At 66.0% G+C, this 20,583-nt stretch carries 22 protein-coding genes; 6 read left to right on the forward strand and 16 right to left on the reverse strand.

The genetic code is table 11. The features are described from left to right. Window positions 1-435, reverse strand: a complete 435-nt coding sequence (locus SJY41_RS15905) for a YcgN family cysteine cluster protein (protein ID WP_380783181.1) — start codon at window positions 433-435, stop codon at window positions 1-3. Continuing rightward, window positions 432-1,013 (reverse strand): SCO family protein, encoded by a 582-nt coding sequence (locus SJY41_RS15910; protein ID WP_380783183.1) that lies wholly within the window; start codon window positions 1,011-1,013, stop codon window positions 432-434. Before SJY41_RS15910 ends, SJY41_RS15905 begins: the two co-directional genes overlap by 4 nt. Window positions 1,014-1,091: 78 nt before the next feature. On the opposite strand from SJY41_RS15910, the gene SJY41_RS15915 reads away from it, so the two are divergent. Beyond that, window positions 1,092-1,700 (forward strand): ankyrin repeat domain-containing protein, encoded by a 609-nt coding sequence (locus SJY41_RS15915; RefSeq protein ID WP_380783185.1) that lies wholly within the window; start codon window positions 1,092-1,094, stop codon window positions 1,698-1,700. 31 nt (window positions 1,701-1,731) lie between these two features. Here the strand turns inward: SJY41_RS15915 and SJY41_RS15920 are convergent, their stop codons facing one another. The 3 genes from SJY41_RS15920 to tsaD all read right to left on the reverse strand — a co-directional run bounded on the left by SJY41_RS15920 (window position 1,732) and on the right by tsaD (window position 4,317). Next, entirely contained in the window at window positions 1,732-2,241 is a 510-nt protein-coding gene (locus tag SJY41_RS15920) for an MmcB family DNA repair protein (RefSeq protein ID WP_380783186.1), read from the reverse strand. A 61-nt stretch (window positions 2,242-2,302) separates the two neighbouring features. Further along, the gene (locus SJY41_RS15925) at window positions 2,303-3,280 is read right to left on the reverse strand and encodes an NAD(P)H-dependent glycerol-3-phosphate dehydrogenase (protein WP_380783187.1); all 978 of its coding nucleotides are present in this window, start codon (window positions 3,278-3,280) and stop codon (window positions 2,303-2,305) included. Between the two features lie 11 nt (window positions 3,281-3,291). Beyond that, window positions 3,292-4,317, reverse strand: a complete 1,026-nt coding sequence (tsaD, locus tag SJY41_RS15930; protein ID WP_380783188.1) for a tRNA (adenosine(37)-N6)-threonylcarbamoyltransferase complex transferase subunit TsaD — start codon at window positions 4,315-4,317, stop codon at window positions 3,292-3,294. Between the two features lie 75 nt (window positions 4,318-4,392). Here tsaD and hemC point away from each other — a divergent pair, with 75 nt between their 5' ends. From hemC to SJY41_RS15945, 3 genes are all read left to right on the forward strand, one after another. After that, window positions 4,393-5,301, forward strand: coding sequence for a hydroxymethylbilane synthase (gene hemC, locus SJY41_RS15935; RefSeq protein WP_380783189.1), 909 nt, complete (start codon window positions 4,393-4,395; stop codon window positions 5,299-5,301). Next, complete coding sequence (locus tag SJY41_RS15940) at window positions 5,298-6,947, forward strand: uroporphyrinogen-III synthase (protein ID WP_380783190.1); 1,650 nt, start codon at window positions 5,298-5,300, stop codon at window positions 6,945-6,947. The genes hemC and SJY41_RS15940 overlap by 4 nt, the downstream gene beginning before the upstream one ends. A 120-nt stretch (window positions 6,948-7,067) precedes the next feature. After that, window positions 7,068-7,760 (forward strand): hypothetical protein, encoded by a 693-nt coding sequence (locus SJY41_RS15945; protein WP_380783191.1) that lies wholly within the window; start codon window positions 7,068-7,070, stop codon window positions 7,758-7,760. A gap of 123 nt (window positions 7,761-7,883) precedes the next feature. On the opposite strand, the gene SJY41_RS15950 is transcribed toward SJY41_RS15945, so the two are convergent. The 4 genes from SJY41_RS15950 to SJY41_RS15965 all read right to left on the reverse strand — a co-directional run bounded on the left by SJY41_RS15950 (window position 7,884) and on the right by SJY41_RS15965 (window position 10,298). Further along, window positions 7,884-8,078 (reverse strand): hypothetical protein, encoded by a 195-nt coding sequence (locus SJY41_RS15950; protein ID WP_380783192.1) that lies wholly within the window; start codon window positions 8,076-8,078, stop codon window positions 7,884-7,886. Window positions 8,079-8,370: 292 nt separating this feature from the next. Further along, window positions 8,371-8,727 (reverse strand): hypothetical protein, encoded by a 357-nt coding sequence (locus tag SJY41_RS15955; RefSeq protein ID WP_380783194.1) that lies wholly within the window; start codon window positions 8,725-8,727, stop codon window positions 8,371-8,373. Between the two features lie 72 nt (window positions 8,728-8,799). Continuing rightward, the gene (locus SJY41_RS15960; RefSeq protein ID WP_380783196.1) at window positions 8,800-9,591 is read right to left on the reverse strand and encodes a DUF72 domain-containing protein; all 792 of its coding nucleotides are present in this window, start codon (window positions 9,589-9,591) and stop codon (window positions 8,800-8,802) included. Between the two features lie 41 nt (window positions 9,592-9,632). After that, window positions 9,633-10,298, reverse strand: a complete 666-nt coding sequence (locus SJY41_RS15965; protein ID WP_380783198.1) for a Crp/Fnr family transcriptional regulator — start codon at window positions 10,296-10,298, stop codon at window positions 9,633-9,635. A gap of 95 nt (window positions 10,299-10,393) precedes the next feature. Here SJY41_RS15965 and SJY41_RS15970 point away from each other — a divergent pair, with 95 nt between their 5' ends. Both SJY41_RS15970 and SJY41_RS15975 read left to right on the forward strand, forming a co-directional pair. Then, window positions 10,394-11,191 (forward strand): class II aldolase/adducin family protein, encoded by a 798-nt coding sequence (locus tag SJY41_RS15970; RefSeq protein ID WP_380783199.1) that lies wholly within the window; start codon window positions 10,394-10,396, stop codon window positions 11,189-11,191. Between the two features lie 26 nt (window positions 11,192-11,217). Beyond that, window positions 11,218-12,381: an alpha-hydroxy-acid oxidizing protein gene (locus SJY41_RS15975; protein ID WP_380783200.1), complete on the forward strand. Its 1,164-nt coding sequence runs from the start codon at window positions 11,218-11,220 to the stop codon at window positions 12,379-12,381. 20 nt (window positions 12,382-12,401) lie between these two features. On the opposite strand, the gene SJY41_RS15980 is transcribed toward SJY41_RS15975, so the two are convergent. The 7 genes from SJY41_RS15980 to SJY41_RS16010 form a co-directional block, all read right to left on the reverse strand. Beyond that, complete coding sequence (locus SJY41_RS15980; protein WP_380783201.1) at window positions 12,402-12,596, reverse strand: Trm112 family protein; 195 nt, start codon at window positions 12,594-12,596, stop codon at window positions 12,402-12,404. Beyond that, window positions 12,593-12,781, reverse strand: a complete 189-nt coding sequence (locus SJY41_RS15985; RefSeq protein WP_380783202.1) for a hypothetical protein — start codon at window positions 12,779-12,781, stop codon at window positions 12,593-12,595. The genes SJY41_RS15980 and SJY41_RS15985 overlap by 4 nt, the downstream gene beginning before the upstream one ends. After that, window positions 12,778-13,419: an LON peptidase substrate-binding domain-containing protein gene (locus SJY41_RS15990; RefSeq protein ID WP_380783203.1), complete on the reverse strand. Its 642-nt coding sequence runs from the start codon at window positions 13,417-13,419 to the stop codon at window positions 12,778-12,780. The genes SJY41_RS15985 and SJY41_RS15990 overlap by 4 nt, the downstream gene beginning before the upstream one ends. Beyond that, window positions 13,416-14,312, reverse strand: coding sequence for a tetratricopeptide repeat protein (locus tag SJY41_RS15995; protein ID WP_380784167.1), 897 nt, complete (start codon window positions 14,310-14,312; stop codon window positions 13,416-13,418). The genes SJY41_RS15990 and SJY41_RS15995 overlap by 4 nt, the downstream gene beginning before the upstream one ends. Window positions 14,313-14,663: 351 nt before the next feature. Further along, the gene (locus SJY41_RS16000; RefSeq protein WP_380783204.1) at window positions 14,664-18,173 is read right to left on the reverse strand and encodes an error-prone DNA polymerase; all 3,510 of its coding nucleotides are present in this window, start codon (window positions 18,171-18,173) and stop codon (window positions 14,664-14,666) included. A 13-nt stretch (window positions 18,174-18,186) separates the two neighbouring features. Then, window positions 18,187-19,656: a Y-family DNA polymerase gene (locus tag SJY41_RS16005; RefSeq protein WP_380783205.1), complete on the reverse strand. Its 1,470-nt coding sequence runs from the start codon at window positions 19,654-19,656 to the stop codon at window positions 18,187-18,189. Further along, the gene (locus tag SJY41_RS16010; protein ID WP_380783206.1) at window positions 19,625-20,431 is read right to left on the reverse strand and encodes a hypothetical protein; all 807 of its coding nucleotides are present in this window, start codon (window positions 20,429-20,431) and stop codon (window positions 19,625-19,627) included. Before SJY41_RS16010 ends, SJY41_RS16005 begins: the two co-directional genes overlap by 32 nt. Between the last annotated feature and the right edge of the window lie 152 nt (window positions 20,432-20,583).

Genomic DNA, 20,583 nt, shown 5'->3' on the forward strand with positions numbered 1-20,583 from the left:
TCACAGCTCCCGGTCGATGACGTGATATTCGAGCTCGCCTGCCTCGTCCTCGCTGATCGTCCAGCCGCGCACCGACTGCTTGGCCAGATGCACCGCTTCGCGGTCGCCACAGACGAGGTAGTGCCATTCGGGCAATTGCTCGCCCGCCGCGCGCAGGCGGTACGCGCAGGTCGAGGGCAGCCAGTCGATCCCGTGGACATTGCCGGTCGTCAGCCGCACGCATTCCGGCACGTACGCGTGGCGGTGGCGGTAGTCGGAGCATTGCCCGCTGCGCCGGTCGAGAAGGCGGCACGATACATTGGTCGCGACGAGCTCGCCGGTTTCCTCGTCCTCGAGCTTGTGGATGCAGCATTTGCCGCAGCCGTCGCACAAGGCTTCCCATTGACCGCGATCGAGTTGCTCGATCGGCGTATCTTCCCAGAAGCGCGCGCTCATCGGACCCAGCGCTTGATCTCTGTCGCCACCGCGTCGGGCCCTTGTTCCTGCGGCAGCAAAGCGATTGGCTTGCCGTCCGGGCTCATCAAATAGGTTTGGCGAGAATGGTTTACGAGGTAGCCGCCACCGGGCGAGGCATCGCCCTTGCTGGAATAAACCGCATATTCGGTCTTGATCCGCTCGATCGCCTCGACGCTGCCGGTCAGCCCGACCATGCGCGGGTGAAAGGCGGAGACGAACTGCTTGAGCACCGCCGGCGTATCGCGCACCGGATCCACCGTCACGAATATGGGGACGATCTTCGCGGCGATCGCAGGGTCGCTCGCCTCGAGCTTTTTTACCGCGGCACCGATCGTCTGGACATCCGTCGGACACACATCGGGACAGAAGGTGTACCCGAAATACATGATCCGGTATTTGCCGGCAAAATTGCGGTCCGTAGTTGCATGTCCGTTCTGGTCAGTCAGCGCGAACGGACCGCCGATCCGGGCGCCGTCGAGCGGCGGCTTGGCGGGGGGTGCCGACGGGCTGCACGCTGACAAGGCAAGCGCGCCGAATAGGATGAAACGCATGGTCATGATGCCGCCAGCCTTGATCTGTTAGCTACTGCGGCGCAAGCGTCGCCCGATACCCAGGACGAACCAAGGATGTCTTCGATGCGTATTCGCCTGTTGCTCGCCACTGCCCTCCTGACGCCCGCGCTCGCCAATGTCGCCACGCCGGCCTTCGCGCAGGGCCAGTCGGAAGGGTACAAGTTCCTGACCGCGGTCCGCGATGCCAAGAACAACGACGTGCTGGAGATGCTCGGCAAGCCGGGCAGCAACATCATCAACACGCGCGACGTGACGAGCGGCGAGGGCGCGCTCCACATCGTGATCAAGCGTGGCGACGAGGTGTATCTGCGCTTCCTGCTGCAAAAGGGCGCCGACGCGAACCTGCGCGACGGCAAGGGCAACACGCCGCTGCTGCTCGCCGTGACGCTGGGGCAGACCGGGATGATCCCGATCCTCACGGCAGCCAAGGGCAATCCGAACCTTGCGAACTCCGCGGGCGAAACCCCGCTGATCCGCGCGGTACAGCGCCGCGACGTGGCGATGATCCGCGTGCTGCTGAACGAGAATGCGGATCCCGACCAGGCCGATATCATTGCCGGTATGTCGGCGCGCGACTACGCCAAGCAGGACGCCCGCAATCCGATCGTGACGAAGCTGCTGGCCGACGCGCCGAAGAAGGTGCGCAAGGCCGTCTCCGGTCCGAAGTTCTGAGCTAATCCTCCCCTGTCAGGGGAGGATTAGCTCAGAACGCCAACCCGTCCGCATCCGGGTCCATCTGCGCAATCAACCGTCGCGCCGCCCGTCGTGCGAACGCCAGCGTACACCGCTTGCGAACGTGCGCGGGCAAAGGCGTGGTATGCGCTTCCCGCACGATCGCCGCGTCATAGCGGTCGGCGATGATGATCCCGGTACGCTCGGGCAGGAAAGCCGGGCCGTCGAGTGGCCCGATGTCGAACCCCGCCGGTACAGCCCAGAAATACCGGTCGCAGTGCGCCAGATAGTCCGGCCACTTCCCGTCGCCGAGCAGGTCGGCGCGTGACACCTTGATCTCGACGATAACGATCTGCCCGCGCGCATCGACCGCCATCAGGTCGGCGCGACGGCCTCCGTCGAGCGGCACTTCGGTCATCGCGGTGAGGTCGTGTCGCAGCAACATCCGGATCACCCCGCGCGCCACGTCGGCGGCGCACATGACCGAATCGGGGGGGGATCCAGGTTTGTCGATGCAGGAGTCCGGCGGCATATCGAGCATGGGCCGGAAATAGAACAATCCGCGAACGAGGCAAGCCCATTCGCGGATCGCCCGACCGCAATCAGCCCGCCTCGCCCTTCAGCGGCCGGGCCAGCAGGTCGCCGATGACGTCGCTCACCGGCGCGCCCTCCAACAAGCGGCAGACCGCCTCGGTGATCGGCATGTCGACGCCGACGTCGCGCGCGGCCTCGCGCAGGACCGGCGCAGTGAAGGCGCCCTCCGCGACGGTCCGGCGATCGGCCAGCAGCATCGCCGCCGAGTCGCCGCGCCCCAGCCCGACACCCAGCGAGAAGTTGCGCGAACTGGTCGACGAACAGGTGAGCACGAGATCGCCCAGTCCCGACAGCCCCGCCAGCGTCTCCGCCCGCGCGCCACGTGCCAGCCCGAAACGCGTCATCTCGGCGAACCCCCGCGCGATCAGGGCGGCACGCGCGTTCTGGCCGAGCCCTGCCCCCTCGACCACGCCGCAACCGATCGCGAGGACGTTCTTCACCGCGCCACCGATCTCCGCGCCAGCGACGTCGGTCGAGGCGTAGGTGCGAAAATGGCGGGCCGCGAGGCGCGTCGCGAGCCGTTCGCCAAGCTCCGCATCCTCGCAGGCGAGCGTCACCGCGGTCGGCAATCCGGCGGCGACTTCGTGCGCGAAGGTCGGCCCGGAGAGAACGGCGATCGGCGCCCCCGGATGCACCGCGCGCGCGACCTCACCGACAAGCCGTTTGCTGCCGGCCTCGATACCCTTGGCACAGAGTACGTGCGGTATGCGACCGATCGGGGCGGCGGCCAGGACGCTGCCGACATGCTGAGCGGGCGCAACCACGAGGATCGCATCCATATCGGCCAGCGCGGCGAGGTCTTCGGTGGCGCGGATCGTCGGGGACAACGCAACGCCGGCGAGGAAGAGCGTGTTCTCATGCCGCGCATTGATCGCCCCAACGACGGCGGTTTCGCGCGCCCACAAGATGACGTCGCGACCGCCATACGCCGCAACCTGAGCCAGTGCGGTGCCCCACGCTCCCCCGCCGATAACGCCAATCTTCATATCAGGGGCCTTCATGCCTTCACTCCCGCGCCACGCACCGCTTCAGCGTTCGGATCGAGCGGCCAGCGCGGACGCGCGGCGACATCGAGCGGGTCGGTGAGGCCAGCGGCAAAACGCTCGGCCCCTGCCCAGCCGATCATCGCGGCGTTGTCGGTGCAAAGCCACAAAGGCGGCGCGACGAAGCGGAGACCGTGTGCGCTCGCCAGGCCCTGCAACGCGGTGCGGACCGCGGTATTGGCCGCGACTCCGCCAGCGACGACAAGCGCGGTGGCGCCGTGCGAGGTCCGTAACGCCTTGGTCGTGCGGTCGATCAGGCAATCCACCACGGCCGCCTGGAACGACGCTGCGAGGTCCTCAGGCGAATATTGACCGACGACGCGCGCGACGGCGCTTTTCAGGCCGGCGAAGGAAAAATGCGGTTCGGCCGAGCCCTTGAGCGGGCGCGGCAGGGGGACGGCTTTGGGGTTGCCGAGCGCTGCGGCGCGCTCGACCGCAGGACCACCGGGGAAGCCCAGTCCGAGGAGCTTGGCGGTCTTGTCGAACGCCTCGCCCGCGGCGTCGTCGATCGTCGTGGCAAGGCGACGATATGCGCCGACACCCTCGACCAGCAGCAACTGGCAATGCCCGCCCGACACGAGCAGCAGCAGGTACGGAAATTCCAGATCGGGATCCGACAGCCGCGGCGAAAGCGCGTGGCCTTCGAGGTGATTCACCGCGATCAACGGTTTTCCCGCGGCATGCGCGAGTGCCTTCCCGGTGACGAGCCCCACCATGACTCCACCGATCAGCCCCGGCCCCGCGGTCGCGGCGATCGCGTCGACGTCCGCCAGCGTCAGCTTCGCGTCCGCCAGGGCCGCGACGATCAGCGGTTCCAGCGCCTCGACATGCGCGCGCGCGGCAATTTCGGGCACCACGCCGCCGAACGGCGCGTGCGCCGCCTCCTGCCCGAGCAGCCGGTGCGCAAGGACCTGCCGGTCGCCGGTGACGAGCGCGGCCGCGGTTTCGTCGCAGGAAGATTCGATGCCGAGGATGATCATCGCGCGTCTGTATATGTCTGTACCAAGCTTGTCCCCACGCTTGTCGAATGCCCGACGTTTCTGCATGGCGCACGGATGACTCGTTTTCGGCTCGGTACGCGGGGGTCTCCGCTCGCCCTCACCCAGGCAGGCCTGGTCCGCGATGCATTGTGTGCGGCGCATGGCTGGTCGCCCGATCAGGTCGAAACGGTCGTGATCCGCACCACCGGCGACCGTGTCCAGGATCGCGCGCTCGCCGAGATCGGCGGCAAGGCGCTGTGGACCAGGGAACTCGACCGCGCGCTGCACGACGGCGACATCGATTGCGCGGTGCACTCGATGAAGGACGTCGAGACGATCCGGCCCGACACGCTGAAGATCGCCGCGATGCTGCCCCGTGCCGACGTGCGCGACCGGCTGATCGGCGCGGAGACGTTCGCCGATCTCAGGCCAAATGCGGTCGTCGGCACGAGTTCGCCCCGACGCCGTGCCCAGATGTTGAGGCTGCGGCCCGATCTGGAGATCGTGCTGATCCGCGGCAACGTCGATACGCGGCTCGGCCGGGTCGCGAGCGGGGAGATGGATGCGACATTGCTGGCCGCCGCCGGACTCGACCGCCTGGGTCGCGATGATTGCGGCCAAGCTATCCCGACCGACGTGATGTTGCCCGCGCCGGCACAGGGTGCGGTCGGGGTCGAGATCCTCGCCGGCAGTGCGGCGCACGCGATCATCGCGGCGATCGATCATGCCGACACCAGCCTGTGCGTGCTGACCGAGCGCGCGCTGCTCGCCCGACTCGGGGCGGATTGTCACTCGCCGGTCGCGGCGCTGGCCTCGCTGGCGGGCGAGACGCTGACCCTGCGCGCCGAACTGATCGCCGAAGACGGGACGTGCGACGTTGCCGGATCGATCGAGGGTGGCGCGGACGAGGATCTGGGCACGCGGCTGGCCATCGACCTGCTCACGCGCGCGCCAGCGAGCGTCCGCCGGTTGTTCGCGGCATGACGTCTGCCCACGCCGTCGTCGTCGTGCGGCCAGAACCCGGCAACGCACGCAGCGCTGCGGCACTCCGCGCGCTGGGGCTCGACGTACGTCAGGTTCCGCTGTTCGCCGTGACCTCGGTCGACTGGAGCACACCCGATCCGACGGGGTTCGACGGGCTGTTGCTGACCAGCGCAAACGCGGTACGACACGGCGGCGCGGGACTGGACGCACTCAAGCGCCTGCCGGTGATAGCGGTCGGCGCAGCGACCGCCGCTGCGGCGACCGAAGCGGGCTTCGCGGTCGCGGTAACGGGGTCGAGCAATGCCCGCGATGCCGTTTCCGAAGCGCGCGATCGCGGCTTCGCACGGCTGCTCCACCTCGCCGGACGCGACCGTAACCCGACCGGCGACGGGGTCGAACCGATCATCGTCTACGCGAGCGATGATCTGCCGATCGACGCGGCCCTGGCGCGGTCGTTTGCCGGTACCGTCGTGCTGCTGCATTCCGAACGCGCGGCGGCTCGCTTGAAAGACGTGCTCGATACAGCGGGCGTGGACCGATCCGGAATCGAGATCGCCGCGATCAGCGCCGCGGTCGCTGACGCCGCCGGATCCAGCTGGGCAGCCGTTTCGATCGCGCCGCAACCGACCGATCCGGCGCTCGTCGCGCTTGCTGCTGCACGTGCGAACATACGCGCGATTGACCATCCGGTGCGCGGCGGGGATAAGCACGCCATGAGCGACTACGTGCCGACCGATCGCCCACGGGCACGCGGACCCAGAATGGGCGTCATAATCGCCTTGACCGTCCTTGCGTTCATCGCCGGGATCGCGCTGATGGCGTATGCGACGAAGACGCTGCCGTGGACGGGCGCGACACGTCCGACTGCTGCCGGTGCGGCGGTTGCAGGTCAGAAGCAGGCCGTGGGCAATTCGGGGTACATCCCGTCGCAACCACTCGGTCCGGACGGCGAGCCCCAGGCGAATGCGCCAGTCGATACCACTGTATTGGCAACCCGCGAGGCGACGTTGGCGGGCCAGTTGACGGCACTCGAGGCGCGGACCGCCGTTATCACGAGCGATGCCGCCGCCGCCGGTGGCCAGGCGACGCGTGCGGAAGGGCTGCTGGTCGCGTTTGCCGCGCGGCGTGCGCTCGATCGAGGGGTAGGCCTCGGATATCTCGAAGAACAACTGCGCTTGCGGTTCGGCCAGGCGCAACCGCGCGCGACGACCTTGCTGATCCAGGCTGCACGCCAGCCGGTCACGCTCGAGGATCTTCGCCAGGGCCTCGACGCGATCGCGCCCGACATCACCAGTTCAACCGGGGAAAATTGGCTCGACACGATCCAGCACCAGATCGACACGCTGGTGGTGCTGCGCAAGGCGGGCACCCCCTCGCCGATGCCCGCCGACCGCCTTGCGCGCGCACGACGCCTGCTCGCCGCTGGTCAGGTCGAGGCGGCACGCGCGGAAGTGGCACGGCTACCGGGCGCGGGTCAGGCCGGCAACTGGATGGACGCCGCCCGACGCTACGTCACCGCACGCCAAGCGCTCGATGTCGTCGAGAACACCGCGCTGATTGGTCAGGCAGGGCAGCCGCAGCCGGCGCCGGTAGTAATCCCGGCCCCTGCGGTTGAGACGACCGCACCGGATTCCGACGGAATTTAATCCCCCATCCCGTCGCTGCCCTCTCCGCCTACCTCGCACTAATCTTACACTCGGGCGATCGCGTATTAAGCGACCCCCTCATGTGTTTTGATTTGGCCAGCTATCTATCTCGTTGAATAGATGGACAGAATAGCTGCCTGTCCGCTTTCGGGGCTGCACTCCGAGACCTGCCATCGAATGCGCCCGCCAGATGCATCAGATTTTTGCATCGGCGAATACCGAGCTTTCCAGCCGTTCTCTGGCCAATGCGAAATCCGTGAGTTTTGCATCAATATGGCGAGGCGCTGGAAACCGGCCATTGACCGGAACTCGGATTATGCTGACAAATCGATCATGACCATGCGCATCTCGGCCGCCTTCATCACACTTTTTATCTCTGTATCGGCACCGGTGACGGCACAGCAGACTCCATCAACGGCCGAGATGGAGCGAATGGTGGCCGAGTTACAGGCGAGCCATATCTCAGCAAATGCGCCACCTGACGCAAGTTTCAGCAAAATTCTCGATCGCGATGTTCGAGCCTATCTCGCAGCGCACCGGTTGCCTTCCGGGAAGGTGATGATCGAACCGCTTCGGAAAGGTGCGACACAGAGTGGAGTGTCGTATCCAAAGTACTATATTTGGATTCGTGCCACGGATGCGGCAAAACACCATGTTGAAGGTGCAATGCGTGTCATGGCTATCGACCGGGTTAGGTTCGAAGTTACCGACTTCACGCTTACTAACACGATCCGAACCGATCCGGCGTCACTCGCCGCCATTTATCCATCGTCCATCATACCTGCCATCCGGCAGCACGCTGCAATTCAGTAGCCCCATCCGCTTGTAGGTGATTATCGGCCAGACCTTTACGTCTCGGTGATGCGAAACTTTTGATTTTTGCATCAGGAATGTCCGGGATGGGAAGGGAAGCGGACATTGGCGTAACGGTTCAGGTCAGGCGTCCCGTAAAGCCTCAATCTCACGAGCGGTGCGCTCAGCGGGGTCGGTCGCGATTGTTTCGAGCGAGCGGATCCGGCCCTCCTGGCTCTCCACAAGGGCACGCAATTTCGCATTTTCGGCTTTCATCGGCTCCAGCAAGCTGCCGGAGGTGCTTTGGCTTCCCGGCGCCGCTTTGCTGATTTGGCGCATGGTCCAGTACCTCGTAATATACCAGACCACTAAGCCCGTAAGGCCTATGACCAACAGAAGTTCGCCGTCGCTAAAAACGTTTACGTGTTGCATCTCAAATCGCCCCTGTGATCCGACGAAGTTCGGCGGCGGGCGTTCGGATGTACGCTCGCCCCGCTACCGTGTTACTTCCCTAATACAGACCCACTGCGGTGCTGCAAGAGGTCAACGACCGCTTATGGGCGGAAGCGGAATGGCCGGGATTGGAGGAAAGCGGACATTGGCGTTCCGCAGCGGCTCAAGCCTCGGTCCGCTAAAACAGTTCGTGCAACGATGGTGCCGGCTCAGATAGGTCGCTGGAAGATAACAGGGTGTCCGAGCCATCCTTCTGGTAGTGAAGCTCAAGATGCCCTCGGGGCCCGTCCTCTATTACCCGCGCGCCATCGAGCACGCAGAGCAGCCCAAAGACCGCCGCATTGGCCGCCTCTCGCACAGCATATTCGACGTGAGCGCGATCTTCCGACGACAATGCAGCGAGCCACGCTGCTCGCTCCTTTCGATCAGCAGCGACGTTGCGGCCCGAGGGGCGCTCGATCTGCGTCAGAGTTCCGTCGGCAGCAGGAGCTGCAACAAGATCACGAAGCGATGCTACGAACTTTTCCGCGTCCATAAGACCGCAATAATGCATCGCCTCAATGTCCGCTACTGGGGCGGAAGCAGCCAAACCGTCATCTGACGGCGCTTATCCGGGCAAGCGCTCGATCAACGCCATCGCAGCGTGGGGCGCGCGCACTTTCGCGCCGTTGATAAAGAACACGAACGTTTCGCGCGATTTCTTCGGCGGGGCATGATCCTCGACATACGGCAAGCCTTCGGGCCGGCCGCCCGCCCTCCAGATCTTTGCCTTCTCGGCCCAGTCGTCCAACGCTTCAGGCGCGTAGCCTGCGACGAAGCGCTCCTCCGCGTCTTCCAGCCGCGCATAGACGAAATCGCCGGTCACGTCGGCGATCGCCGGGTATTCGGTCGATTGCGCGAACGCGATGGCCACGCCGGCGTCGCGGCACATTGCGATGAATTCGGGTACTGCAAAGCTCTCGTGCCGGACATGGATCGCGTGCCGCAGCGCGAGGCCGTCCTGTTCGGCTGGCAACAGCTTCAGGAACGCGCCGAAATCTTCGGGCTCGAACTTCTTGGTCGCCATGAACTGCCACAGGATCGGTCCGAGCCGGTCACCCAACTCGACGATCCCCTGCCCGGTAAATTTGGCGATCGACTCTCCAGCATCGGCGAGCACCTTGCGGTTGGTGCAGTAGCGCGAAGCCTTCAGCGAGAAGACGAACCCGTCCGGTACCGCCTTCGCCCAGGACGCGAACGTGGCGGGTTTCTGGCTGCCATAATAGGTGCCGTTGATCTCGATCGCAGTGACCTGCTCGGCCGCATAATCGAGCTCACGCTTCTGCGGCCATTTCTCGGGGTAGAAGGTCCCGCGCCACGGCTCGTAGGTCCAGCCGCCAATACCGATTCTGATCGTCATGGACGTGGGTGTAGCGGCCGACGGACATGCTTGGCGATAACCTATTCGACGATCACGGCGCGCAACCCCGGCAGGTCGAGAATACGGACCTGCGCATAGGCGACCGCGACCAGGCCATCGCGCTCGAACCGCTTCAAATGTCTGTTGAGTGTCTGCCGCGCGATGCCGACCACGCCGGCGAGTTCCTCCTGCCGTATCATGATCTGGCCATCCGCTGCCTGCGACGCCCGCATCAGCGCCTGCGCCAGCCGTACCCGAATCGACTGCCCCACACTCTGGGCGATGAACCGCAACGCGGTACGTTGATGCGCGCACACGAGAAGGCCGAGATCCCGGTAAAGCTCCGGATACGCAGCCGCCGCACGCGCGAACGCCGCCACCGGCACGTGCAGCAGTCGCGCCGCGCCGAACGCCGTCGCGTCATGCGGTCTTGGATGACCATCCAGCGTCGACAATTCGCCGAACCACGTCCCCGGCCGTACGATCAGCGCGAGCAGTTCCGCACCATTGGCGGATAGCCCCTTCAGGCGGACCTGTCCGTCGAGAACCGCCCACAGTCCGTTCGGTGGATCGCCCGAACCGTAGATCCGCGCGCCATTCTCCAGTGCCTCGACGCGCGCCTCCTGCAACAGGCGTTCGCGACGGCCGAGCGGTATCGCGCCGAACCACATGTCGGTCGCCAGTATCGCGTGATCTTGGTCGTGCATCCCTGGAGGGTATGCGAATTTTCGAGATTGTCACCATCGAGACACTCTTCTCGGCAGCGTGCCCGTACAAGGCGGCAACGATGAGGAGCAGGATAATGGCGACGGCACTGAAGGCAATGGAACCGACTGCGGCAACGACCACGATCAAGGACCAGGTATCGGCCGAGGAATGGGCGCTGCGCGTCGATCTCGCCGCCGCGTACCGGCTGGTCGCGCTGTACGGCTGGGACGATTTGATCTTCACGCATCTCTCGGCGCGGGTACCCGGTCCCGAGCATCATTTCCTGATCAACCCCTACACGCACATGTTCGAGGAGATCACCGCGTCGTCGCTGGTCAAGATCGACGTCGATGGCAACAAGGTCATGGACACCCCTGCCCCGGTCAATCGCGCGGGCTTCGTGATCCACTCGGCGGTCCATGCCGCGCGCCACGACGCAGTGGCGGTGCTGCATCTCCACACCCCGCATGGCCAGGCCGTCTCGGCAATGTCCGAAGGGTTGTTGCCGCATACGCAGACCGCGATGATCGCGGGGCATGACGTGGCTTATCACGACTTCGAGGGCATCGCGACGGAGTTGGAGGAGCGCGAGCGGCTTGTCGCAGATCTCGGCACGAAGAATTCGATGATCCTGCGCAATCACGGCACGCTGACGGTCGGCGAATCGGTGCCCCAGGCGTTCCTGCGGATGTATTTCCTCGAACGAGCCTGCGAAGCGCAAGTGTTGATGCTCAGCGCCGGTCGCGAGAATCTGAACAACCCGAACCAGGGTGTCGCCGAGAAGGTCGAGGGTCAATCGAGCGGCACGGGGATGCGCATGCTCGCCGATGGGCTTGCCTGGCCGGCGCTGTTGCGGAAACTCGACCGCGTCAATCCGGGCTATCGAGACTGACCGCAACGACGTTCGGAGGGCGATGCATGCCGCATTACGGCGACTATCAGAACGAGATCTATTTTGCCGGGCTTGCCGGGGTCGTCCCGAAGGTCCCGGTCGACTTCGCATCGCTGGAGGCACGCGCGGCGGCGGCGTTGCCGCCCGCGGTGCTGGGCTATCTCCAGGGCGGGTGCGGCGACGAGTTCACGCAGCGCCAGAATGCCGACGCGTTCCGACATTGGGGCATGACGCCGCGGATGATGGTGGATGCTACCCGCCGCGACCTGTCCATCGACCTGTTCGGCATGACGCTGCCCAGCCCGATCTTCATGAGCCCGGTCGGTATCAACGGGCTTTGCACGCAGGATGGGCACGGCGACCTTGCCGCCGCGCGGGCCGCAGCGATCACCGGCGTACCCCTGATCCAGTCGACCTTGTCGAACGATCCGCTGGAGGCTGTAGCCGACGCACTCGACGATACGCCCGGGTTCTTCCAGCTCTATACGCCCAAGGACAAGTCGCTCACCGAGAGTCTCGTCCACCGTGCCGAAGCGGCGGGGTACAAGGCGATCGTCGTCACGCTGGACACCTGGGTCACCGGCTGGCGACCGCGCGACCTGAACGCCGGCAACTTCCCGCAACTACGCGGTCATGTGCTGGAGAATTACTTCAGCGACCCGGTTTTCCGCGCGATGCTCGCCAAGCCGCCACGCGAGGATCTGCCCGCGGCGGTGCGGCAATGGGCCGGCACGTTCGGCAAGGTCCTGACCTGGGACGACATGCCGTGGCTGCGGTCGATGACGTCGCTACCGATCGTCCTGAAGGGGATCTGCCACCCTGACGACGCCCGGCGCGCGATCGACCTGGGCGCGGACGCGATCTACTGCTCGAACCATGGCGGCCGCCAGGCGAATGGCGGGATTGCCGCGATCGACATGCTGCCCGCGGTCGTCGCTGCGAGTGGGACCGTGCCGGTGCTGTTCGATTCAGGGATCCGGTCGGGCAGCGACGTGGTCAAGGCACTCGCGCTCGGCGCCGCCGCGGTCGGGATCGGCCGGCCCTATACCTATGGACTGGCGCTCGATGGCGCGACCGGCGCTGCGCACGTGCTGAAATGCATCCTCGCCGAAGCCGACCTGCTGATGGCGGTCAATGGTTACCCGACGATCGCGGCCGTTCGCGCCGCGGGTGCCATTCGACAAGGGTAACACCCGCCAGCGCCGCCCAATCAGGTGGAAGCGGCTCCGTCCAGTTGCCGGGCTTCCTCGACCAGCATGACGGGGACTCCGGCGCGGATCGGATAGGCGAGTCCGGCAGCATCGGAGACCAGTTCCTGCGCCGCTTCGTCATACCGCAATGGCGTACGCGTCACCGGGCAAACGAGACGTTCGAGCAGCCACGGATCGAGAGGTTTGGTAGTCATGGCCTTGTACCGCGCGACGGGGGCGCGGCCGCAGCCTGCGCGAATCGGTTTGCCTCGCTGCCGATCCGGCGCTGCGTGGCGATCTGTTCGGTGGCGACGCCTTTCTTGGGATCGAAGAGGTTGGCGAAGAACATGCCGATCATCATCACCGCACCGTGACGGCGGCCTTTGCTCTGGCTCTTCACTGCAGCGTCACCGATTCGTCGCCGTCGTGGCGGCCGAAGAACTGCATCAGCTGGATGATCAATTCCGCACGCTGCTCGACGTCCGGCGCCTCCAGCAACGCCTGTTTCGCGGCGGAGTCGAAGGGGGCGATCTGCGCGATGCCGTTGACCAGGCTCTCGTCGTCGAGCCGGGCGACCGCGTCCCAATCGACCGCATAGCCCTGCAAATCGGCGAACCGCCGCGATTCCAACTCCAGCGACGATCGCCGCCCGAGCGACAACGCATCGTCCTCGATCAATGGCAGCAACTCCGCCTCGACCTGGCGAAATGCGGTCGTCACGTCCAGTTCGCGGACGATCCGGAACAGCGCGATGCCTTCCAGCACGACGTTGTACCGCCCGTCGTCGAGCGCCTCGACCTCGGCGATCTTGCCGACGCAACCGATGTCGTACAGCGCGTCCTCATCGTCGTTTGGTCCGCCTCGCGGCTGGATCATCCCGATCCGCCGATCCCGCGCCATCGCATCGCTGATCATCGCCCGGTAGCGCGGCTCGAACATGTGCAGCGGCAGGTGCATGCCGGGGAACAGCAACGCCCCCGGCAGCGGGAAGATCGACAGCCGCGTAGTAGCGCGCGGGGGGGCGGACTCGGTGGTCATCCGAACAGGATCGCAGACAGGCGGCGTCGCTGTCCAGACACCCACGGGTCTTCGAGACCGACCACCTCGAACAGTTTCAGCAACTGCGTCCGCGCCGCGCCCTCGTTCCAGTCGCGCTCGGTGGCGATGATGCCGAGGAACGTGTCGGCCGCCGCATCGCGGTCGTTCGCCGCCATCTGGCCATTGGCAAGCGCGAACCGGGCCTGCAGGTCGTCGGGGTTCGCCGCGACTGCAGCGAGTAGCGGCGACAGATCCTCGACCGGAGGCGCCGACTGCGCGAGCGCGAGCGCCGCCTGCGCACGGGTGATCGCAGGATCCTTGGCGATTGTCGGATCGAGGTTCGTCAGCCAGTCCGCCGCATCGTCGAGCTGTCCGGTCGCGACCAGCGCACGGACGAAGCCGGCATGGACCTGCGGATGATCGGGGGCGATCTCGGCGATCTCGCGGAAGATGCCGAGCGCCCGCTCACCGTCACCTTCAGCCAGCGCCTCTTCGCCGATCGCGATCAGCGGCTCGATCTCGGCGACCGTCTCGGTCGCTGCAGACTCAATCGGCAGCTGCTTCAGCAACTGGTCGAGGATTACGCGCAACTGCGACTCGGTGCGCGCGCTGGTCATGTCGGCGACCAGTTGGCCCTGGTACATCGCATAGACGGTCGGGATCGACTTGATCTGGAATTGGCTGGCGATGAACTGGTTCTTGTCGGTGTCGACCTTCGCCAGCACGACGCCCTTGTCGGCATAATCGGCGGCGACCTTCTCCAGCGTCGGCGTCAGCGCCTTGCACGGCCCGCACCATTCCGCCCAGAAATCGATGATCACGAGGCTAGTCATCGAGGGTTCGACGACGTCGCGACGGAACGCCTCGACGGCGTCCTTCTCAGCGGGGGACATTCCTAGCGTGGCCAACTTCAACTCCCGTGTGATCCTGACGCGCTATCTGGGGCGCGCCCGGCGCGAATGCCACCTCTAGAGCATCGCATTTGAAATGCCACGCGGGCGGCAAGTCCGTTGAAGCCGCCTGTCGATCCTTGGTCCGTCACCGTCGGTACAGTCCGGCAGCCCGTCCCCGTCAGCCCGTCCTCAAGATCGTCACCTCAAACTCGTCCCCCCACCCCTCACTCCGTCACCCCCCACCCCGTCACCCCAGCGAAAGCTGGGGTATCTCACGTGGCACGCGACGGGCGCCACACGGTGAGACCCCAGCTTTCGCTGGGGTGACGAGATTGTGAGTATCGATCGACCTTAATGAAAGTCGCGCGACTTGGGCAGGACACGCACGTCGCGCGGATGCATCGCCCGCGGGTCCGGGCTGCGCGTCAGGACCGGGCGGATCACCCCCTTGGTATCTGGGTCGACCCGCGCGAGCGGCGGCTGCAGCGCATGATCCTCCGACAACAGCCGCAGCATGTCGCTCCGATCCTGCACCCGCGACGTCATCAGATGCGTGACGCCCTCCTCGCTGCGCTGGATCACGCCCTCCAGCACCATCAGCCGCGACGCCATCACCGCGCGGCGGTTCGCCTCGAAATCGCGTGCCCACATCAGCCCGTTGGTGACCCCGGTCTCGTCCTCGATCGTCACGAAGATCGCATTGCCCTTGCCCGGCCGCTGGCGGACCAGCACCACACCCGCCACCTTCGCCCGCCGCCCGTCCCTGGTGGCATTGGCCTGCGCGCTCGACAGGATGCCCTCGGCGGCGAAGTGCGGGCGCAGGAACGCCATCGGATGCCCCTTCAACGACAGCCGCGTGGTCTGGTAATCGGCGGCAACCTGCTCGGACAGCGGCATCGCCGGCAGATGCGCATCGGGCTCGACGCCAAGCTCGGGCACGTCGGCCGCCGCGAACAGCGCGAGTTGCTTGGGCGGCGTCCGGCGCACGTCCCACAAAGCCTCGCGCCGATCCTTCGCCACCGACCGGAACGCATCCGCATCGGCCAGCAGGTTCATCGCCCGCTGCGGCAGGTTCGCCCGCCGCGCGAGATCCTCGATGCTCGCAAATGGCGTGATGGCGCGAGCCTTGACGATCTCGTCGGCCCAATCCTTCCGAAACCCATCCACTTGTCGAAACCCCAGACGCAAATCCTCCCCGGCACGGGGAGCGGAACCATCGGCAGGATGGTGGAGGGCGCGCGCCGCAAACGTCCCGCTCGGAAGGGTGGCGACCGCAAACGCTTCATCGGGCAAAGGCCCAGCCGCAACCGCTCCGTTTGCGGAAGCCCCCCTCCACCCCGCTTCGCGCGGCCCCCGTGCCGGGGAGGACTCAAGCGAGCTATCCCACCCACTCGCATTCACATCGACCGGGAGCACGACCACCCCGTGCTCCACCGCATCGCGCACCAGCTGCGCGGGCGCATAAAACCCCATCGGCTGCGAATTGAGCAACGCGCAGCAGAACACCGCCGGATGGAAGCATTTGATCCACGACGACACATAGACGAGCCGCGCGAACGACAACGCATGGCTCTCCGGGAAACCGTAAGACCCAAAGCCCTCGATCTGCTTGAAACAGCGCTCGGCGAACTCCGCCTGATACCCACGCGCAACCATTCCGCCGACCAGCTTGGCCTGGAAATTGTTCATCCCCCCGACCTTGCGGAACGTCGCCATCGACTTGCGCAACTGGTTCGCTTCGTTCGGCGTGAACCCTGCGGCGACGATCGCGAGCTTCATCGCCTGCTCCTGAAACAACGGCACGCCATAGGTGAAGCGCAGCAATTGCTGGAGTTCGTCGGGCGGCCCGAACTTGGGATCGGGCGATGGAAACTCGGTCTTTTCCTTGCCGCTGCGTCGCCGCAGATATGGGTGCACCATGTCGCCCTCGATCGGACCCGGCCGGACGATCGCGACCTGTACGACCAGATCGTACAACTCGCGCGGTTTGAGCCTTGGCAGCATGTTGATCTGCGCGCGGCTTTCCACCTGGAACACGCCGATGCTGTCGCCCTTGCACAGCATGTCATACACCCGGTCGTCCTCGGCGACCGCGATCGTATCGAGCAGGTGGTCGCCGTGCCCGTGCATCCGCATCAGGTCGAACGCCTTCCGGATACACGTCAGCATGCCCAGCGCGAGGATATCGACCTTCATCAGCCCGAGCGCGTCGATATCGTCCTTGTCCCATTCGATGAAGGTGCGGTCCTCCATCGCGCCGTTATGGATCGGCACCATCTCGTCGAGCCGCCCCTGGGTGAGCACGAACCCACCGACATGCTGCGACAAGTGCCGCGGGAATTCGAGCAGCCGGTCGACCATCTCGCGCAGCCGCGCGATCTCCGGATTGTCGACGTCGAAGCCGGTCTCGGCAAAGCGCTGTTCCTGGAACCGGCTCGAGAAACTGCCCCACACCGTACTCGTCAGCCGCTGCGTCACGTCCTCTGTCAGCCCGAGCGCCTTGCCGACCTCGCGCACCGTGCTCTTTGGGCGATAATGGATGACGGTCGCGGCGATCGCGGCACGCTCGCGACCATAACGACGATAGATATACTGCATCACCTCCTCGCGCCGCTCATGCTCGAAATCGACGTCGATATCCGGCGGTTCGTCGCGCTCGCTCGACACGAACCGCGAGAAGAGCAGGTCGTATTTCATCGGATCGACCGAGGTGACGCCGAGAAGATAGCAGACGACGGAGTTGGCCGCGGACCCACGTCCCTGACACAGGATCGGCGGATCACAGGCGCGCGCAAAGCGGACAATGTCGTGCACCGTCAGAAAGTAATAGGCGTAATTCCGCTCGCGGATCAGCGGGAACTCCTCGTCGAGCAGCGTGTGCATTTTTGCAGGGACGCCGTCCGGGTATTTCGCCCGCGCCGCCTCAAGGACAAGGTGTTCGAGCCAGTCCTGCGCCTCCCAACCGTCCGGTACTGGCTCATGCGGATATTCGTATTTTAGATCGTCGAGCGTGAAGGCAATCCGCGACAGCAGCCGTGCGCTCTGCGCCACCGCATCGGGACGATCACGGAACAGCCGGGCAATCTCGACCTCGGGCTTGAGATGCCGCTCGCCGTTCGCAGCAAGCAGCCGCCCTGCCTTGTGGATCGTCGTGCGCTCGCGGATGCAGGTAACCACGTCGTGCAGGTCCCGGTCGTCGGGATAGGCATAGAGCGCGTCGGTCGTGGCCAGCACGGGCACGCCCGCCGCATCGGCGATCCGGCCAAGTCGCGCCAGTCGCCGCCGATCACGACCACCACGCGGCATCGTCACGCCGAGCCAGACCGCATCCACGCCCAGCCGCTTCACCGCCTGGAGAATCGTCGGCAGGTCGCGCTCGCGTCTTTGCGGGAGTGCATCCCCCTCCGGCAGCGGCGATACCGGCGTCGCGCCCCGCGCGCTGCTTTCGGGCATCACCACCAGCATCATGTCGGCATGATGCGCGATCAGGTCGCCCAGCCCGAGGATGCACCCACCTTTTTCCGCACGGCGGTTGCCGACCGTCAGCAACCGCGTCAGCCGCCCCCAGCCGCGCCGCGTCGCGGGATAGGCGACGATGTCGGGCGTACCATCTTCGAACACGAGACGCGCGCCGACCACCAGGCGAAAATCGACCGGCGGCATCGTCATCCCGAGCAGCGCGTCGTTCGCCTTCTTCAGCGCCTGGTGCGCGCGGACCACGCCCGCGACCGTGTTCCGATCCGCAATCCCGATCCCGCCAAGCTCCAGCTCCACGGCGCGCGCGACCATCGCACCCGCATCGCTCGCTCCGTCGAGGAACGAGAAATTGGTCGCGGCGACCAGTTCGGCAAACCCCGTCATGGCGCTGTCGCAGTCACGCGAAGACCCCGTGGAGGTACCAGCGCGGCGCCTCCATCTCGGAATACAGGCCGTGGCGGAAGATCCAGAAGCGGCGGCCGCGGCGGTCTTCGATGCGGTAGTAATCGCGCGTCGGAATGTCCTGGCGCCGCCACCATTCGCCGGCAATCCGCTCCGGTCCCTCGCTGTGCGCCACGTCATGCACGGTGCGGCGCCAGCGGAAGCGGTGCGGCGGGCCGTCGGGCACCTCGGCCATCATCGATTCGATCGGCTGGGGCGGGTCGAACAGGTAGATGGGCCGCAGCGGTGGTTCGCCCGTCTCCGGCGCGGTCCACGGGGTCGGGGCAGGGGCCTCGGCGGCAGGCAACATCAGCTCGGCCTGTTCGGGAATATGACTGTCGCGCGCCGAAAACCGGCGCACGCGGGCCCGACCCAGTCGCGTGCCGAGCTGGTCGACGAGTTGCGCGACCTCACCCTTCTGCGCCTCGCCGCCCTCCAGCTTGAGTTGCGACGCATCGAGCTTCTCGGCGAGCGCGACGTCGAGCCGGACCAGGTCATAGCCGAACCCCGGATCGAGCGGATCGGCGAGGCTGTCGATCCGCTCGCGGAACAGCCGCATCAACAGCGCCACGTCGCGCGTCGGCTGGCCGGTCTCGATTCTCAGCCGCTGGACGAGCCCGTCCGCGCGGAACAGCCTCGCCTCCCACCGCCGCCCGCCTTCATGTCGTTCGCTCAGCTGTCCCGCAGCCTCGGTGGCGAGCTCCGCCAGCACCTCCAGCGCATATTCGGTGCGCGCGATCGGTTCGGCAAAGCGGCGCTCGACGCCGATCTTCGCGACGCTGCGCCGCGCGACGATCGGTCCCTTCACCGAACCGTCGAGCCGGCGGATCATCATCGCCGCCTCCTCGCCGAACCGCGCCGCAATCGTCGCGAGCGGCCGCGCCATCACGTCGCCGACCGTCTTCAACCCGGCGCGCGACAGCGCCGTCGTCGCATCCTCGTCGAGCCCCAATGCGGCCACCGGCAACCGCTTCACCGCACGTTTCTCATCGGGCGCAGGCGCACCCGCATACCGCGCGAGCGCGCGCGCCGTATCGGGCGTGTCGCCGAACGCATGCCGCACCAGCACGCCCCGCCGCGCGAGCCGCTCCTCCAGATCGGCGGCAAGACGGCGCTCGCCCTCGAACTCGTGCACGCAACCCGCGATGTCGAGGATCAGGCCATCGGGCTCGTCGAGCGCGACCGACGGCGTATAGCGCTGGCACCCGTCCGCCAGCCGCTCGAGCCATTCGTGATCGGCATGCGCGTCATGCTCGTACACTTCGAGTTCCGGCACCCGCGCCCGCGCATCGGCCAGCGTCAGTCCCGGTTGAAGACCGGCTCGCACCGCCTCGCGGTCGAGCGCCTTCAGCCGGATCCCGCCCGACACCGTCTCGACGAACGCGACCGGCGTTTCAGCCCGTCCGACGAACAAATGCGGCCGCATCGTCCGCAACCGTTCGATCGGCAGCCACGGAAACACCAACGCCAGGTAGCGCCGCGGAATCACCGCCTGTTTCAGTATCGAAGACGGCGGCCTCGAAGGCGGTTTGGTCGAAGATATACGCGTCACGGTCCCACTCCACACGCCAGCGAAGCCCGGCCTGGCCTCCACGTCGACGCAGCAATTCGATGTCGAAGGCAGGTTTGCCCGGCGCGTCGGCCTCCAGAGGCCGGGAACGGCACGCTGCCACCTGCCAGCGCGACGCGGCCGCACTCGGCACCGGCTCGGCGCCGATACGAAGACTGAGGATCGTCACGCCCGAGGCTTCGGCGGCCAGCATCAGTCGCCGCGTCGCGGTCAGGTCGATCCCCGGCGCCCGTCCCCAGGATTCGATCAGCAACGTGCCGAGGCCGTGGCAGCGCGCGGCATCGGCGGCGGCACGCAGCAGGCTCGCCTCGTCCTCGACCAAACCCAGCACCAGCGACGACACGTCCAGCCCCATCTCGACCAGCCCGGTTGCATGCAGCCGCCCACCCTGGCGCTCGCTCGCCTCGGTCCGCAGCCACATCATCGGTGCCGCCCGCGCCGCCAACACCGACGCGACGGCAAACCCCGCGCCACTCGCCGAATCGTCGACGGTGGCGAAAATCTCATGCATCTGTGACGCCGCCATGCCTTGCGTAAGCCAGGCGTCTACCGGGCGGACGTCGCCCTGAGTCGGCATTCCCGTGGTGGCGATCCGCTTCAGGCGGGCAATCAGGGCGGACGACTCGTTCACAACTGTTCTTGTAATGTTCTACAGGTGAAGACGCCAAGCAGAATCTCGCTTCGGCTCGGCGCTTTGTGCATCGCACAACAAACTTCGCAAATTTCATGCGAAAATTGAAAAGGTGCTTGCCGTCTCGGAAACACCGGGCTAACAGCGCGCCT

It is taken from the genome of Sphingomonas sp. R86520 (assembly GCF_042466285.1).
Taxonomy (GTDB): Bacteria; Pseudomonadota; Alphaproteobacteria; order Sphingomonadales; family Sphingomonadaceae; genus Sphingomonas.

Bases quoted from the DNA above. Each gene is read 5' to 3' on its own strand.
- SJY41_RS15905 (WP_380783181.1), bottom strand. From the start codon at position 435: ATGAGCGCGCGCTTCTGGGAAGATACGCCGATCGAGCAACTCGATCGC.
- SJY41_RS15910 (WP_380783183.1), bottom strand. From the start codon at position 1,013: ATGACCATGCGTTTCATCCTATTCGGCGCGCTTGCCTTGTCAGCGTGC.
- SJY41_RS15915 (WP_380783185.1), top strand. From the start codon at position 1,092: ATGCGTATTCGCCTGTTGCTCGCCACTGCCCTCCTGACGCCCGCGCTC.
- SJY41_RS15920 (WP_380783186.1), bottom strand. From the start codon at position 2,241: ATGCTCGATATGCCGCCGGACTCCTGCATCGACAAACCTGGATCCCCC.
- SJY41_RS15925 (WP_380783187.1), bottom strand. From the start codon at position 3,280: ATGAAGATTGGCGTTATCGGCGGGGGAGCGTGGGGCACCGCACTGGCT.
- tsaD (WP_380783188.1), bottom strand. From the start codon at position 4,317: ATGATCATCCTCGGCATCGAATCTTCCTGCGACGAAACCGCGGCCGCG.
- hemC (WP_380783189.1), top strand. From the start codon at position 4,393: ATGACTCGTTTTCGGCTCGGTACGCGGGGGTCTCCGCTCGCCCTCACC.
- SJY41_RS15940 (WP_380783190.1), top strand. From the start codon at position 5,298: ATGACGTCTGCCCACGCCGTCGTCGTCGTGCGGCCAGAACCCGGCAAC.
- SJY41_RS15945 (WP_380783191.1), top strand. From the start codon at position 7,068: ATGGACAGAATAGCTGCCTGTCCGCTTTCGGGGCTGCACTCCGAGACC.
- SJY41_RS15950 (WP_380783192.1), bottom strand. From the start codon at position 8,078: ATGCGCCAAATCAGCAAAGCGGCGCCGGGAAGCCAAAGCACCTCCGGC.
- SJY41_RS15955 (WP_380783194.1), bottom strand. From the start codon at position 8,727: ATGGACGCGGAAAAGTTCGTAGCATCGCTTCGTGATCTTGTTGCAGCT.
- SJY41_RS15960 (WP_380783196.1), bottom strand. From the start codon at position 9,591: ATGACGATCAGAATCGGTATTGGCGGCTGGACCTACGAGCCGTGGCGC.
- SJY41_RS15965 (WP_380783198.1), bottom strand. From the start codon at position 10,298: ATGCACGACCAAGATCACGCGATACTGGCGACCGACATGTGGTTCGGC.
- SJY41_RS15970 (WP_380783199.1), top strand. From the start codon at position 10,394: ATGGCGACGGCACTGAAGGCAATGGAACCGACTGCGGCAACGACCACG.
- SJY41_RS15975 (WP_380783200.1), top strand. From the start codon at position 11,218: ATGCCGCATTACGGCGACTATCAGAACGAGATCTATTTTGCCGGGCTT.
- SJY41_RS15980 (WP_380783201.1), bottom strand. From the start codon at position 12,596: ATGACTACCAAACCTCTCGATCCGTGGCTGCTCGAACGTCTCGTTTGC.
- SJY41_RS15990 (WP_380783203.1), bottom strand. From the start codon at position 13,419: ATGACCACCGAGTCCGCCCCCCCGCGCGCTACTACGCGGCTGTCGATC.
- SJY41_RS15995 (WP_380784167.1), bottom strand. From the start codon at position 14,312: ATGTCCCCCGCTGAGAAGGACGCCGTCGAGGCGTTCCGTCGCGACGTC.
- SJY41_RS16000 (WP_380783204.1), bottom strand. From the start codon at position 18,173: ATGACGGGGTTTGCCGAACTGGTCGCCGCGACCAATTTCTCGTTCCTC.
- SJY41_RS16005 (WP_380783205.1), bottom strand. From the start codon at position 19,656: ATGCGGCCGCATTTGTTCGTCGGACGGGCTGAAACGCCGGTCGCGTTC.